The organism is Pseudomonas sp. TE3-3-F2023, assembly GCF_036784815.1.
GTDB lineage: Bacteria > Pseudomonadota > Gammaproteobacteria > Pseudomonadales > Pseudomonadaceae > Aquipseudomonas > Aquipseudomonas pudica.
On sequence record NZ_CP145113.1, the window covers coordinates 4,514,389 to 4,529,760 of the forward strand.

Annotated in this window: 13 protein-coding genes; 4 read left to right on the forward strand and 9 right to left on the reverse strand. The window is 63.6% G+C overall.

Annotation, left to right across the window (positions count from 1 at the left end):
* Positions 1-7 precede the first annotated feature (7 nt).
* Both V3314_RS20905 and V3314_RS20910 read right to left on the reverse strand, forming a co-directional pair.
* Positions 8-1,291: a Zn-dependent hydrolase gene (locus V3314_RS20905; RefSeq protein ID WP_135001666.1), complete on the reverse strand. Its 1,284-nt coding sequence runs from the start codon at positions 1,289-1,291 to the stop codon at positions 8-10.
* A gap of 138 nt (positions 1,292-1,429) precedes the next feature.
* Positions 1,430-2,920, reverse strand: a complete 1,491-nt coding sequence (locus tag V3314_RS20910) for an NCS1 family nucleobase:cation symporter-1 (protein ID WP_046615651.1) — start codon at positions 2,918-2,920, stop codon at positions 1,430-1,432.
* A 343-nt stretch (positions 2,921-3,263) separates the two neighbouring features.
* On the opposite strand from V3314_RS20910, the gene hydA reads away from it, so the two are divergent.
* The 3 genes from hydA to preA all read left to right on the forward strand — a co-directional run bounded on the left by hydA (position 3,264) and on the right by preA (position 7,511).
* Entirely contained in the window at positions 3,264-4,703 is a 1,440-nt protein-coding gene (gene hydA, locus V3314_RS20915; RefSeq protein ID WP_338459586.1) for a dihydropyrimidinase, read from the forward strand.
* 165 nt (positions 4,704-4,868) lie between these two features.
* The gene (locus tag V3314_RS20920; RefSeq protein ID WP_338459587.1) at positions 4,869-6,236 is read left to right on the forward strand and encodes an NAD(P)-dependent oxidoreductase; all 1,368 of its coding nucleotides are present in this window, start codon (positions 4,869-4,871) and stop codon (positions 6,234-6,236) included.
* Positions 6,237-7,511: an NAD-dependent dihydropyrimidine dehydrogenase subunit PreA gene (gene preA / locus V3314_RS20925; RefSeq protein WP_046615648.1), complete on the forward strand. Its 1,275-nt coding sequence runs from the start codon at positions 6,237-6,239 to the stop codon at positions 7,509-7,511. It abuts the gene before it with no gap.
* A 31-nt stretch (positions 7,512-7,542) separates the two neighbouring features.
* Here the strand turns inward: preA and V3314_RS20930 are convergent, their stop codons facing one another.
* From V3314_RS20930 to gnd, 4 genes are all read right to left on the reverse strand, one after another.
* Positions 7,543-8,163, reverse strand: a complete 621-nt coding sequence (locus V3314_RS20930; RefSeq protein WP_015270992.1) for a TetR/AcrR family transcriptional regulator — start codon at positions 8,161-8,163, stop codon at positions 7,543-7,545.
* Between the two features lie 183 nt (positions 8,164-8,346).
* The gene (locus V3314_RS20935) at positions 8,347-10,143 is read right to left on the reverse strand and encodes a glycoside hydrolase family 15 protein (RefSeq protein WP_322492603.1); all 1,797 of its coding nucleotides are present in this window, start codon (positions 10,141-10,143) and stop codon (positions 8,347-8,349) included.
* Positions 10,144-10,225: 82 nt separating this feature from the next.
* A complete protein-coding gene (zwf, locus tag V3314_RS20940; protein ID WP_338459588.1) occupies positions 10,226-11,731 on the reverse strand; it encodes a glucose-6-phosphate dehydrogenase in 1,506 nt (501 codons plus the stop codon).
* Positions 11,728-12,711: a phosphogluconate dehydrogenase (NAD(+)-dependent, decarboxylating) gene (gene gnd / locus V3314_RS20945; RefSeq protein WP_338459589.1), complete on the reverse strand. Its 984-nt coding sequence runs from the start codon at positions 12,709-12,711 to the stop codon at positions 11,728-11,730. The genes zwf and gnd overlap by 4 nt, the downstream gene beginning before the upstream one ends.
* Before the next feature lie 203 nt (positions 12,712-12,914).
* Between gnd and V3314_RS20950 the strand changes: the two genes are divergently transcribed.
* Entirely contained in the window at positions 12,915-13,082 is a 168-nt protein-coding gene (locus V3314_RS20950) for a DUF6026 family protein (protein ID WP_013973320.1), read from the forward strand.
* A gap of 42 nt (positions 13,083-13,124) precedes the next feature.
* Here the strand turns inward: V3314_RS20950 and V3314_RS20955 are convergent, their stop codons facing one another.
* From V3314_RS20955 to V3314_RS20965, 3 genes are read right to left on the reverse strand one after another with little or no spacing between them, the layout of a single operon-like run.
* Positions 13,125-13,382 (reverse strand): PAAR domain-containing protein, encoded by a 258-nt coding sequence (locus tag V3314_RS20955; protein ID WP_046615644.1) that lies wholly within the window; start codon positions 13,380-13,382, stop codon positions 13,125-13,127.
* Between the two features lie 54 nt (positions 13,383-13,436).
* Positions 13,437-14,399 (reverse strand): PoNi-like cognate immunity protein, encoded by a 963-nt coding sequence (locus V3314_RS20960; protein WP_046615643.1) that lies wholly within the window; start codon positions 14,397-14,399, stop codon positions 13,437-13,439.
* 15 nt (positions 14,400-14,414) lie between these two features.
* Positions 14,415-15,371 (reverse strand): PoNi-like cognate immunity protein, encoded by a 957-nt coding sequence (locus V3314_RS20965; protein ID WP_046615642.1) that lies wholly within the window; start codon positions 15,369-15,371, stop codon positions 14,415-14,417.
* Position 15,372 lies beyond the last annotated feature (1 nt).

Here is a 15,372-nt window from a genome sequence, read left to right on the forward strand (position 1 = left end):
TGCTCCACTATGCCGCCAACCGGCCACTGGCAATCGCCTCGGACGCCGCCAGCATCGCGCGCAGCAACACCGCGCAGCCCGCGGCGAGGTCCTCGGGTGTGGCGTTCTCGATCTCGTTATGGCTGATACCGTTCTCGCACGGCACGAAAATCATCCCCGCCGGCCCCAGTTCGGCCAGGAAGATCGCGTCGTGCCCCGCGCCGCTGACAATGTCCATGTGCGGCAGGCCCAGCGCCTGCGCAGATTCACGCACAGCATCGACACACCCCTGGTCGAAGTACAACGCCGGGAAATCGGCCGTGGGTACCAGTTCGTGGCTCAGGCCATACCTGGCACAGGTCGCCTCGATCACCGCGCGCACATCGGCAATCATGGCATTCAGCTGCTCACCCTCCAGATGACGGAAGTCCAGGGTCATGCGCACTTCGCCCGGGATCACGTTGCGCGAACCTGGGTAGGCCTGCAGGCAACCCACCGTGCCACAGGCATGGGGCTGGTGGCCGAGGGCGGTGCGGTTGACTGCCTCCACCACCGCCGCCGCGCCAACCAGGGCGTCCTTGCGCAGGTGCATGGGCGTAGGGCCGGCGTGCGCCTCGACACCGCGCAGGGTCAGGTCGAACCACTTCTGGCCCAGCGCGCCCAGCACCACGCCGATGGTCTTGCGCTGATCTTCGAGGATCGGGCCCTGCTCGATATGCGCTTCGAAATAGGCCCCCACCGGGTGGCCTGACACGACGCGCGGGCCGGCGTAGCCGATGGCGTTCAACGCCTCGCCAACGCTGACACCCTGGGCGTCGCGCTTGGCCAGGGTTTCCTCCAGGGTGAACTTGCCGGCGAACACCCCGGAGCCCATCATGCAGGGCGCAAAGCGCGAACCTTCCTCGTTGGTCCACACCACCACTTCCAGCGGTGCTTCGGTTTCCACGCCGAGGTCGTTGAGGGTGCGGAGCACCTCCAGCCCGGCCATCACCCCGAAGCAGCCGTCGAACTTGCCACCGGTGGGCTGCGTGTCGATGTGGCTACCGGTCATCACCGGGGGCAGCTTGGGGTTACGCCCCGGGCGACGGGCGAAGATGTTGCCGACGGCGTCGATGCTGACCGTGCAACCGGCGGCCTCGGACCACTGCACGAACAGGTCGCGGGCCTGGCGGTCGAGGTCGGTCAGGGCCAGGCGGCACACGCCGCCCTTGGCGGTGGCACCGAGGCGGGCCAGGTCCATCAGGGACTGCCAAAGGCGGGTGCTGTCGATATGGTGAGTGGTGGTCTTCAGGATCTCTTTGACTGGGGTCACGGGTTTCTCCTTCAGGCTTTTCTGTTGTCTGTGCTGGCCTCTTCGCGGGTAAACCCGCTCCCACAAGGACAGCGCTGGCCTCGGGACCTGCGCTGTACCTGTGGGAGCGGGTTTACCCGCGAAAAAGCCAGCGCGGTCTCACGGCAAGGGCTTGGCCACTCGCGCCGGGCTGCGCGCGACCACGCCGGCGAAGAGGTAATACAGCGCCCCACCCAGCAGCGAACCGGTGAACCAGCCGTAGTCGTAGAACCAGCTGAAACTGTTGTTGCCAATCGCCATGACGGTCAGCGCCACCGGCAACGCAAAGGCGGCAAAACCGGCCCAGTTCCACGCCGGGTACACGTCGTCGCGGTACAGCCCGGCCAGGTCCAGCTTCTGCCGGCGAATCAGGAAGTAGTCCACCACCATGATCCCGGCGATCGGCCCCAGCAGGCTGGAATAACCCAGCAGCCAGTTGGAGTACACACTCTCCAGGCTCAGGTCGGAGACGATCCAGCCCAGCTTCTTCAGCAACTCATGCCCCATAAGCGCCAAGCCGATGAAGCCGGTCAGCCACACCGCTCGGCTGCGACCGATCAGGCGTGGGGCGATGTTCTGGAAGTCGTTGGTCGGCGACACGATGTTCGCCGCGGTGTTGGTCGACAGCGTGGCGATCACGATCAGCGCCATGGCCAGGGCCACCCAGAACGGGCTGTGGATCTTGCCGATCAGGCTGACCGGGTCGGACACGGTCTCGCCAACCAGCGACGCCGAGGCAGCGGTCAGCACCACGCCCAGCGCGGCGAACAGGAACATGGTCAGCGGCAAGCCGAAGATCTGCCCGAGAATCTGGTCCTTCTGGCTGCGGGCGTAACGGCTGAAGTCGGGAATGTTCAGCGATAGCGTGGCCCAGAAACCGACCATGGCGGTAAGCCCGGCGCAGAAGTAGCCGAGCATGTTCGCTCCTTCCGGGCGCTTGGGCGGCTGGGCCAGCAGTTCGGTCATCGACATGTGCGGCAAGGCCCAGAACAGCAGGCCTACGCCAACCGCCACCAGCAGCGGTGCCGACAGCGTTTCGAGCCACTTGATCGACTCGGCGCCGCGCAGCACCACCCACAGGTTCAGGCACCAGAAGATCATGAAGCCGATCACCTCGCCAGTGCCGCCCAGGGCCTTCCAGCCGTCGAACACCGAGCCGAGGAACAGGTGGATGGCCAAGCCGCCGAACATGGTCTGGATGCCGAACCAGCCACAAGCGACTACCGCGCGGATCAGGCATGGCACGTTTGAGCCGATGATGCCGAACGACGAACGCAGCAGCACCGGGAACGGAATGCCGTACTTGGTGCCAGGGAAGGCGTTGAGGGTGAGCGGAATCAGCACGATCAGGTTGGCCAGCAAGATCGCCAGCAAGGCTTCGCCCACGCTGAGGCCGAAGTAGGCGGTGAGCACGCCGCCGAGGGTGTAGGTGGGCACGCAGATGGACATGCCCACCCACAGGGCGGTGATATGCCATTTGTTCCAGGTACGCTGGTGCACCTTGGTCGGGGCGATGTCGTGGTTGTAGCGCGGGCTGTCGAGAACATCGCTGCCCTCGGACAGCTCGAACAAGCCATCCTGCTCGACCACTTCCGATCTGCTTTGCTGCATGGGAGCCTTCTCCAGATTTTTTGTAGTTGTTTGCCCATCGGGTTCACTCGATGGCCGGAGTACACACGCATTCATGTGTTTGAAAATCTCGACCAGATTTTCATCTTGTCAAGTTAGTCAACGCTTTGGAGAACCGCGCAGTCAGCGCACTGAAATAAATTAACCCTTTAATATCAATATCTTAAAAACCACAAATTTAATGTGAAAATCTTCTTGCCGAATCCAGGATCTGCATCTAGCCTCGAATCTTGTCAGGCCTGACAGGATTAACCACCCCTGCCCGCCCTGCACCAAGACAATTCCAAGAACCGGCCCAGACCGGTCAGCCTGCGAGGAAAACGGCATGTCCCTGTTGATCCGTGGCGCCACCGTGGTCACCCACGAAGAGAGTTACCCCGCCGATGTCCTGTGTGCCGATGGCCTTATCAGCGCCATCGGGCAAAACCTCGAACCGCCCACCGGCTGCGAAACCCTCGACGGCAGCGGCCAGTACCTGATGCCCGGCGGCATCGACCCGCATACCCACATGCAGCTGCCGTTCATGGGCACCGTGGCCAGCGAGGACTTCTTCAGCGGCACCGCCGCGGGCCTGGCCGGTGGCACTACCTCAATCATCGACTTCGTCATCCCCAACCCTCAGCAGTCGTTGCTGGAGGCCTTTCACACCTGGCGCGGCTGGGCGCAGAAAAGCGCCAGCGACTACGGCTTCCATGTCGCCATCACCTGGTGGAGCGAGCAGGTAGCCGAAGAGATGGGCGAGCTGGTGGCCAACCATGGGGTGAACAGCTTCAAACACTTCATGGCCTACAAGAATGCGATCATGGCCGCCGACGACACCCTGGTGGCCAGCTTCGAGCGCTGCCTGCAACTGGGTGCGGTGCCCACCGTGCATGCCGAGAACGGCGAACTGGTGTACCACCTGCAGAAAAAACTGCTGGCCCAGGGCCTGACCGGGCCGGAGGCCCACCCGCTGTCACGTCCGTCCCAGGTCGAGGGCGAGGCGGCAAGCCGCTCCATCCGCATTGCCGAGACCCTGGGCACGCCACTGTACCTGGTGCATGTTTCCAGCCGCGAAGCGCTGGACGAAATCGCCTATGCCAGGGGCAAGGGCCAGCCGGTGTACGGTGAAGTCCTGCCCGGCCATCTGCTGCTGGATGACAGCGTCTACCGCGACCCGGACTGGGCCACCGCCGCAGGCTATGTGATGAGCCCACCATTCCGCCCGCGTGAACACCAGGAGGCGCTGTGGCGCGGGCTGCAGTCGGGCAACCTGCACACCACCGCCACCGACCATTGCTGCTTCTGCGCCGAACAGAAAGCCATGGGCCGCGACGACTTCAGCCGTATCCCCAACGGCACTGCCGGCATTGAGGACCGCATGGCGGTGCTGTGGGATGCCGGGGTGAACAGCGGGCGCCTGTCGATGCATGAGTTCGTCGCGCTGACCTCCACCAACACCGCGAAGATCTTCAACCTGTTCCCGCGCAAGGGTGCCATTCGTGTTGGCGCTGACGCCGACCTGGTGCTGTGGGACCCGCAAGGCACCCGTACCATCTCGGCCAAGACCCACCACCAGCAGGTGGATTTCAACATCTTCGAAGGCCGTACCGTACGCGGCATCCCCAGCCATACCATCAGCCAGGGCAAGGTGCTCTGGGCCGATGGCGACCTGCGTGCGGAAAAAGGCGCGGGGCGGTATGTGGAACGGCCGGCGTATCCGTCGGTGTACGAGGTGCTGGGGCGCAGGGCTGAAGTGCAGCGGCCGACGCCTGTGAAGCGTTAAGGCCATTGGGGCTGCTGTGCAGCCCATCGCGACACAAGGCCGCTCCTACAGGAGTGTGCGGTTCCTTGTAGGAGCGGCCTTGTGTCGCGATGGGGCGCGCAGCGGCCCCAGAAACCACCGCAATGCTTGTCGCCTGCATCCATAAAAAATAGAGAGGCTACAACCGTGATCGACGCTCTGAACCACTTGCCGCGCCCCCGGGCCGGTGCCGACCAGCTGGCCGAGCGCTTCAGCGACCTGGCCCCACCCCTCACCGCCCGCCAGGCCGCCGTCGAAAGCGCACGCTGCCTGTATTGCTATGACGCTCCCTGCGTCAACGCCTGCCCCAGCGAGATCGACATCCCGTCGTTCATCCACCGCATCAGCGACGAAAACCTGCAAGGCGCCGCCGAGCGCATTCTCTCGGCCAACATCCTCGGCGGCAGTTGCGCCCGCGTCTGCCCCACCGAAATCCTTTGCCAGCAAGCCTGCGTACGCAACAACGCGCAGGAATGCGCACCGGTGCTGATCGGCCAGCTGCAGCGCTATGCCCTGGACAACGCCCACTTCACCGAGCACCCGTTTCAGCGCTCGCCGGCCACTGGCAAGCGCATCGCCGTAGTTGGTGCCGGCCCCGCCGGGCTGTCGTGCGCCCACCGCCTGGCCATGCACGGGCATGATGTGGTCGTGTTCGAGGCCAGCGACAAGGCCGGGGGCCTCAACGAGTACGGCATCGCCCGCTACAAGCTGGTGGACGACTACGCCCAGCGTGAAGTGGAATTCCTGCTTGGTATCGGTGGCATTGAAATTCGCCATGGCCAGCGCCTGGGCAGCAACCTCGGCCTGGGCGAACTGCGCGACCAGTACGACGCAGTGTTCCTCGGCCTCGGCCTGAATGCCGTGCGCCAGCTCGGTCTGCCGGATGAAGAGGCCCCCGGCCTGCTCGCCGCCACCGCATACATCCGCGAACTACGCCAGGCCGACGACCTGAGCCAGTTGCCCCTGGCCGACCGCTGCCTGGTGATCGGCGCCGGCAACACCGCCATCGACATGGCCGTGCAGATGAGCCGCCTGGGTGCTCGCGACGTCAACCTGGTGTACCGCCGCGGCCATGCCGACATGGGTGCGACCGGCCACGAGCAGGACATCGCCAAGGCCAACCAGGTACGCCTGCACACCTGGGCCCGCCCCGATGCCGTGCTGCTGGACGACAGCGGCAAGGTGCGCGGCATGCGCTTCGCCTGCACCGAACTGGCAGACGGCCACCTGCGCGACACCGGCGACACCTTCGAACTGGCCGCCGATGCGATCTTCAAGGCCATCGGCCAACGCTTCGACGACACCAGCCTCGGTGACCCGGTGGCCGCACAGCTGGCGCGCGACCGCGAGCGCATCCGCGTCGACGAAACGATGCAGACCAGCCTGCCGGGCGTATACGCCGGCGGCGACTGCACCGCCCTGGGCCAGGACCTTACCGTCCAGGCCGTGCAACACGGCAAGCTGGCCGCCGAAGCCATCCATGCCCAACTCATGCTCAACGTGGAGGCTGCGTAAATGGCCGACCTGTCCATCGAATTTGCCGGCATCAAGGCACCCAACCCCTTCTGGCTGGCCTCCGCACCGCCAACCGACAAGGCCTACAACGTGGTCCGCGCCTTCGAGGCCGGCTGGGGTGGCGTAGTGTGGAAAACACTGGGCGAAGACCCGGCGGCAGTCAACGTGTCGTCGCGCTACTCGGCGCATTACGGCCCCAACCGCCAGGTGCAGGGCATCAACAACATCGAGCTGATCACCGACCGCTCGCTGGACATCAACCTGCGCGAAATCACCCAGGTGAAGAAGGACTGGCCCGACCGCGCACTGATCGTGTCGCTGATGGTGCCGTGCGTGGAAGACTCGTGGAAGTTCATCCTGCCGCTGGTGGAAGCCACCGGGGCCGATGGCATCGAACTGAACTTCGGCTGCCCGCACGGCATGCCGGAGCGCGGCATGGGTGCGGCGGTCGGCCAGGTGCCGGAGTACGTCGAAATGGTCACCCGCTGGTGCAAGACGTACTGCTCGCTGCCGGTGATCGTCAAGCTCACGCCGAACATCACCGACATCCGCCAGTCGGCCCGCGCCGCCCACCGTGGCGGGGCCGATGCGGTGTCGTTGATCAATACCATCAACTCGATCACCAGCGTCGACCTCGACCGCATGGTCGCCCACCCCATCGTCGGTGACCAGAGCACCCATGGCGGTTACTGCGGTTCGGCGGTGAAGCCGATTGCCCTCAACATGGTGGCGGAAATCGCCCGCGATCCGCAGACGCACGGTTTGCCGATCTGCGGTATTGGCGGCATCGGCAGCTGGCGTGACGCAGCCGAGTTCATGGCCCTGGGCAGCGGTGCCGTGCAGGTGTGCACGGCAGCGATGCTGCACGGCTTCCGCATCGTCGAGGACATGAAGGACGGCCTGGCGCGCTGGATGGACCAGCATGGGCACCACAACATCGAGGCGTTCCGCGGCCAGGCGGTAGGGCATACCACCGACTGGAAGTACCTGGACATGAACTACAAGTCGGTGGCGCACATCGACCAACAAGCATGCATTGGCTGCGGGCGCTGCCACATTGCCTGTGAGGATACTTCCCACCAGGCGATTGCCAGTACGCTGAAGGCAGATGGCACGCATGCCTACAGTGTGATCGAGGAAGAATGCGTGGGCTGCAACCTGTGCCAGATCACCTGCCCGGTGGAGAGCTGCATCGAAATGGTGGCTCAGGATACCGGCAAGCCTTACCTGAACTGGACGCAGGACCCGCGTAACCCCTACCGCGAGGCCAGCTGAAACCCATTGGGGCCGCGCGGCGGCCCCGACCTCAAGGCTCCAGCCCGATCCCCCGCAAGATCACACTGGTCACCGTCTGCACGGCATTTTCAAAGGCCATGTCCGACAACGCCTCCCCGCCATTGAGCAACGTCACCTGGTAACCAAAGTCGGCATAGTGCTGGGTCGAGGCCCAGATCATGTACAAAAGCGCCGACGGCTCCACCGGCAGGATGCGCCCCTCCTCCACCCAGCGGCGGATCTTGGCTTCCTTCAGCTTGGCCCAGGGCACCAGGCTTTCATCCAGGTTCACCCCCAGCACCGGCGCCCCATGCAGCATCTCTTCGGCCCAGATCTTCGAGCCCAGCGGCCGCGAGCGCGAGTGGCCCATCTTTGCCCGGATGTAACTGGTGAGCACCACGCGCGGGTCGTCGAAGTTCTCGAAGCACAGCGCGTCCTGCTTCCACACGTCCAGCAGGTCCTGCAGCACAGCACGGAACAGGTCGTCCTTGGTGCTGAAGTAGTAATGAAGGTTGGAACGCGGCAACTCGGCCTGCTCGGCGATATCACCCATCGAGGTGGCGCCATAGCCCTTCTCGGCGAACACCTTTTCCGCTGCCTGCAGAATCTTCTCGATATTGCGTCGGCGGATTTCGATCTTGTGGTTGGCCATCAGGCTTGGGCCGTCCACACCGCCAGCTCATGACCGTCTGAGTAGATGAAATTGAACTCGATGTTGCCGATCTGCCGGTCAGTACCGCGAATGCCCATGTGTGCTCCGTGCCAAAGGGGTTTGCCCTAGTCTACTCCGCTTACTCCAAGCCAGCGCAATCCCTGTAGGAGACCGCCACCTGACTTAGCTACAGCTCGCCCGATCACGCACCGGGCACTGTGCGCGGTGCAGGTTCAGTGCGGTGTTGATGATGCCGATATGGCTGAACGCCTGGGGGAAGTTGCCAAGCATGCGCTGGCCCGCCGGGTCGTACTGTTCAGCCAGCAGGCCAAGGTCGTTGCACAGGCCGGTCAAGCGTTCGTACAGTGCCTGCGCTTCTGCCTGGCGGCCCAGCAATACATACACGTCGGCCAGCCAGAACGAACACACCAGGAAGGTGCCCTCCCCGGACGTCAGGCCATCGCTGCAGCGATCGCTGTCATAGCGCAGCAGCAGGCCGTTTTTCAGCAGGCGTTGTTCGACCTGTTCGAGCGTGCGCAAAAAGCGCGGGTCATCCGCCGGCAGAAAGCCGGTCAGGGCGATCTGCAACAAGCTGGCGTCCATCTCGGTCGAGCCATAGGCCTGGACGAAAAAGCGGCCGCTGGGGTCCAGGCCCTGCGCGCACACTTCACGACGAATCTCGTCAGCCACCTGGCGGTAATGCCGCCCGCGCTCGCGGCCCTCCTCGGTGGTGTCGGCCAGCCCCGCGGCACGGTCGAACGCCACCCAGGCCATGACCTTGGAGTGCACGAACTGCTGCCGGCCGCCGCGCACTTCCCAGATGCCCTCGTCCGCCTGGCGCCAGATGCGCTCGACGTAAGGCAGGATCGAGCGGGCGATGGCGGCGCTGCGCGAGTGGCGGGGCAAGCCGCCCTTGATTGCCTGGGTCATGGCATCGGCGAGCTCGCCGTAGATGTCCAGCTGCATCTGCGCTGACGCTGCATTGCCCACCCGCACCGGTTGCGAGTGCTCGTAGCCGGCCAGCCACGGCAAGGTGTATTCCTGCAGGTCGCGTTCGCCGGCCAGGCCGTACATGATCTGCATCTGCTCCGGGTTGCCGGCCACCGAGCGCAACAACCACTCGCGCCAAGCCTGGGCTTCATCGAAGTAGCCGAGGTTCATGAAGGCCAGCAGTGTCATGGTCGCGTCGCGCAGCCAACAGAAGCGGTAGTCCCAGTTGCGCTCGTGACCGATGCGCTCGGGCAGCGAGGTGGTGACGGCGGCAACGATGCCGCCGGTGGGCGCATAGGTCATGGCCTTGAGGGTCAGCAGCGAGCGGCGCACCAAGGCGGAGTATGGGCCCACCTGTGGGCAGCGGGCGGCGAAGGCCTGCCATTGGTCGATGGTCTGCGCCAGCGCTTCGTCGCTATCACAGCCGGGCTGCACCGGCAGGTGCGATGGCTGGTGACGCAGGCTGAACACCTGGCGTTCGCCCGCACCGACGCGAAAGCGGGCGACGGTGTGCTGGTCGCGGGCATGCGGGGGAACGGTGCTGCACAGAATCAGTCGGTCGGGGCCGGCGACAGCGCTGAGGGTCAGCGGGTCGAGCCGTTCTACCCAGGGCACGCTGCGGCCGTAGTCGAAGCGCATTACCAGGTCCATTTCGAAGTTGGTTTCGCCGGCTAGGCCTTCGACGATGCGCACCAGCGCGTTGACCTCGCCCAGCGGCATGAAGTCCAGCACGCGGGCGCGGCCGGTGGCGGTGACCCAGATGGTTTCCAGTACCAGGGTGTCGTCCAGGTATTGGCGGCTGCTGTGTTCGACCGGGTCGCTGGGGGCAAGGCGCCAGCGGCCGTTTTCCTCGTTGCCCAGCAGTGCGGCGAATACCGCGGGGGCGTCGAAGCGTGGCAGGCACAGCCAGTCGAGCGAGCCATCGCGGCTGACCAGGGCGGCGCTGCGGCAATTGCCCAGCAGGGCATAGTCTTCGATGTGGGCCGGCATTGAGGCTCCTTAGTATGGTTGCCTGTGCTGGCCTTTTCGCGGGTGAACCCGCGAAAGGGCCAGCACAGGCTTTACAAACAACTCACCCCAACCGATGCCACTCCCGCTTGTCCCGGGTCAGCAATTCATTGCCGGCCTCGGGCCCGTCTTCACCGGCCGGGTATTCGTGCACCTCGCCGCCCTGGGCCCAGGCATCCAGGAATGGCTGCACCGCGCGCCAGCCGTTCTCGATGTTGTCAGCCCGCTGAAACAAGGTCTGGTCACCGGTCAGGCAGTCGTAGATCAGCGTCTCGTAACCGGTCGCCGGGGTCATCTTGAAGAAGTCCTTGTAGGCAAAGCCCAGCTCGACATTCTCCATTACCAGCTCCGGCCCGGGGCGCTTGGCCTGCAGGTCGAACCACATGCCCTCGTTGGGCTGGATCTGGATTTTCAGGTAATTGGGCTTGGGCCGCTCCAGCTCCGATTCGCGGAACTGCGCATAAGGCGCGGGCTTGAAGCAGATGGCAATTTCGGTATCACGCACGCTCATGCGCTTGCCAGTTCGCAGGTAGAACGGCACGCCAGCCCAGCGCCAGTTGTCGATCATCACCTTCAGCGCCACATAGGTCTCGGTCTGGCTGTCCGCCGCGACGTTGGCCTCGTGGCGGTAGCCAGGCAACTGCTTGCGCCCCTGCTTGCCGGCGCTGTACTGGCCGCGCACGGAGTTTTTCAAGGCCATCTTCGTCGACCACGGACGGATGGCGCCGATCACCTTGGCCTTTTCGCTGCGCACGGCATCGGCGGCAAACGCCGCCGGGGGCTCCATGGCTACCATCGCCAGCAACTGGAACAGATGATTGGGCACCATGTCGCGCAACGCGCCGGTGCTGTCGTAGAACGCACCACGGGTCTCGACACCTACGGTTTCCGCAGCGGTGATTTGCACATGGTCGATGTAGTGGTTGTTCCAGAACGACTCGAACAAACCGTTGGAGAACCGGCTGACCAGGATGTTCTGCACCGTCTCTTTGCCCAGGTAATGGTCGATGCGGTAGATCTGCCGCTCGCCCATCACCTTCAACAGGCAGGCGTTGAGCGCCTCGGCGCTGGCCAGGTCGGTGCCGAAGGGCTTTTCCACCACGACGCGGCGAAAACCGCCGGCCGATTCGTCGAGCAGCCCGGCCTGCCCCAGGCGCTGCGCCACTTCGGGGAAGAAGCGCGGCGAGGTCGCCAGGTAGAAGATGGCGTTGCCGTGGCGGGTTGTGTCGATGCGCTTGGCGAGGGCCTCGTAGGTAGCCGGGTCGAGGAAATCGCCGGTCTGGTAATCCAGGCGCTTGGCCAGGCGTGCCCAGAGCTTCTCATCCAGGCACTTGGCCGTGCCCTCGCCACCTTTGTCACGCTCGACCATGAACGCATGCAGGCGCCCGGCGAATTCCTCGGCAGTGGCCGGGTTGTGGTCGACACCAACGATACGCAGGTTGCGGTCCAGCAGACCGTCACGGCTGAGGTTGTAAAGCGCCGGCATCAGCAGGCGCTTGACCAGGTCGCCATTGGCGCCGAACAGGAACAGGGTGCATGGCGGAGCGGCCGGAATGCTCTGTTTGGTCATTCGGCTTTTTTCTCGACGTGGCCACCGAAGCCCAGGCGCATGGCCGAGAGAATCTTGTCACCATAGGTGCCTTGCTGCTGGCGCGAGCGGAAGCGGGCGAACAGCGCGCTGGACAGCACCGGCACCGGCACCGCCTGCTCGACGGCGGCGTCGATGGTCCAGCGGCCTTCACCACTGTCGGATACCGAGCCACTGAACTGCGACAGCTGCGGGTCGGCCACCAGCGCATCGGCGGTGAGGTCGAGCAGCCACGAGGTGACCACGCTGCCACGCCGCCACACTTCGGCGATTTCGGCCACGTTCAGGTCGAAACGCTGGTCTTCCGGCAGTTCGTTGCCGCCCTTGCTGCGCAGCAGATCGAAACCTTCGGCATAGGCCTGCATGAGGCCGTACTCGATGCCGTTGTGCACCATTTTCACGTAGTGCCCGGCACCGGGTGGGCCGGCGTGGATGTAGCCGTGTTCGGCACGCTGGTGCTCGCCGCTGCGGCCATGGGTACGCGGGATGTCACCCACGCCCGGGGCCAGCGCCTTGAACAGTGGTTCCAGGCGCTCGAACACGTCCTTTTCGCCACCGATCATCATGCAGTAGCCACGGTCCAGGCCCCACACGCCGCCCGAGGTGCCAACGTCCAGGTAATGCAGCCCGCGCTTGGCCAGCTCGACGGCGCGGCGCACGTCATCCTTGTAGAAGGTGTTGCCGCCGTCGATGATCGCATCGCCCGGCTCCAGCAGCTCGGCCAGTTGAGCAATGGTCTGCTCGGTGGGCTCGCCGGCGGGCAGCATGACCCACACCGCACGCGGTGCTTTCAGCTTCTGCACCAGTGCACCGAGGTCGTGCGCACCCTGGGCGCCCTCGCCCTCCAGGCCGGTGATGGCCTCGCGGTTGCGATCGTGTACCACGGTGCGGTGCCCTGCGCGCATCAGGCGCCTTGCGATATTGCCGCCCATGCGGCCCAGCCCGATGATTCCCAGTTGCATGAGCCGATGCTCCCCTTTCGAAATAAATGACAACACAAATTAGCTTTTCAGCTTAGTCCAGCGAACCGCTCGAGGGTTCAGCGACGAACGGCGAGACCACAATAAACAAAAAAGTTCCCAAGACCTGCGAAAGAATTCAAAATGCGCCCGCCTGAAGCGTCTACGCTTTAACTTGTCACCAGCCAAAACCGCGAGGTGTGCTCATGGGTACCTTGATGCCTGCAACCCCAACCCAGACCCTCTATGTCTCCGTGCGCCGTGATGAGCTGCGTAAACTGAAGGACGAACGTGACCAGCTGCGCCAGCAGGTCGCCCAATTGAACCTGCTGCTGGCGCAAGCACGCACAGACGGCAAGGCCGTCAGCCTCTGAAGTTGCCCCGTCCCTGTGGGAGCTGAACTGCTCCCACATCGCTCAATCGAGCAGCCAGCTATTATCGCCATTTTCCAGGGTACCGCCATGACTGGTGGCATCGCCGACCCTGGCAAGCGGCTGCCCATCATCCATCATCAGTGCCGAGCCGCTGGTAATCACCGCCCCACACCCGAGCCTGTCGCCAACCCTGGCGGCTGCCCTGCCGTTGACGAAGAACAGACTGGAGCCGCTGCTGATGCTGGTCGGGCCGCACAATGGGCAGTGGTGAGGGTGACCCAGCAGAACGATGGCGGGCATTGTTGCCACTCCCGAATCATGTGAGGCGCCAGGCACGCATGCCGGCAGCGCCAATCAGAACGTTCTCGACAGCCGCCAGTGAACGACCTGGCCATCGATCTCAGGGAAAGGTACCTGGTGCATGAACACCTGCTCGCCCACCATGCGCTCGACGCAGACGTAGTACCCGGGCCATGGGCAAGGCGTGCCGGAAGGCCAGCCTGGGGCATCCTCGCGCCTGGCGGTTTCCGGGTCGCGGAACTGCTTGCCCAGGCGTCGGTAATGCGCCCTTTCGATGAGCGCCTGCGGGTAAAAGTAAGGAGCGCTTTTCAGGCCATCACCCTGCACAGACCATAAAAACGCCACCAGTGCGGCCTCGAAGGCCCAGTAACCCAAGTGGTCACTCCGTGCCCGGGTGTGGCGCTCGTGCCAGTAGCAAACGTGCGCATTGGCGTACCACTGCCCGAGATATTGCATGAGCGCGTCATGCTGCGCGGGCCCTTTCAGGTCGAGGCTCTCCAGCAAGGCGCCATAAGGTTCGGGGTGAAGCAATGAGGTGCCAGGGTAGGCCTTGCCCAGCCGCTGGAACAGGCGATGCAGCAGCAGGTCGGGGCTGCGCTCGTCGTCCTGGTTCAGCCAGCCCAGTACCTGGTCGACACGCTCGGGGTAACCGCACAGCACCGCCAGCGACAATAGCCACAAGGCAAGCCGGTATTCATCCGACACCCAGGGGCGCAACTGCTCGCTGGTTGCCGGGTACGCCGAAAAATGCCGGGCGAACTGGGCGAACGCATAGTCTGCATAGGCCTCTACCAGTTCCATCGGCTCGCCACCGGAATACCGCTGCACTGCCAGCTCCAGTGCCATGTGGGCCCAGTCACGGCTAAGGCCACGGTAGTGGTGCCTGTGCTCGGCTGGCCCGCTCAGCAATGCCTGGGCGTCAGGGTCGGCGAATTCCTGCTCTTTTTCACGGGTCGAAGCCAGGTAATGCTGCTCGACCATCCACGGGTCGCGCTTGATGCTGTCGAACTGGCCCATCGGCCCTCCCGCACGCTATAAGCCTTTCACCAAGCGCCAAACCAGAGAGCGCCCATTTTCGCTCGGCATCTCTACGCCTTGCATGAATGTCTGAGGCCCCACCGCCCATTCATCACATACCCACACACCCGTGCGCGGGCAGATTTCGCCCGACCTGGCAAGCGCATCCGAATATGGCGCGCTTTGCAGTTGTTCAGGGAAGCTTTTGATAACTTGACGCTTGCGAGCATCGTCTACCAAATCCTTCGGGTAGAAAGGAAGATCTCTATAGGGCGTATCGTCGACGCCCCACAACACAGTGACCAATCCTGCCTCAAAGGCCCAATAGCCAAAGAAACCCGCATCGCTTCGTGCCTTGTGCCGGTCATGCCAATAACAGTTGCGCATGCCTCGATACCACTGCTTCAGGTAACTACGCACCGCCTGTTGCTGCTCATCCTTCTCGGTAGTTACGGCATTGAGCAATTCATGATAGGGGCGCTCATGAATCAACGTACTCCCGGGAATCGTCACCCCCACACGGGAAAACAGTTGCCGCAACAGGATGTCCTCACCGTCATCTGGGGCTTCACTCAAAAAACCTGCGATTTGCCTGATGCGCCCGGGCTTGTTGAACAGCACTGCAAACGATAGAAGCCAGAGTGTGTACTGATACGCATCCGGCTCCCACAGCTTCAAGCTGAAAGCCGGATAAGCTTGCTTGTGACGTTGAAACTGGGAAAACATGTGATCCACGTAAAACTCAAGCGCTTCAACGGGCTCTCCCCCCGAATAAAGTGCTACTAGTAACTCCAGAGATTCAAAGCACCAATCCCAACTCAACCCTTCAATATTTACGTAATCTGGGCGTTCCAACGCTAGACACTCTTCAGCCTTTAGCTGCACATAGTATTTCTTCCAAAAATCAACAGAGTCCAGATAGGCTGTCTCTTGCAGCAAAGGCTCACGTTTGATCTCATCAAATTTCTTCATT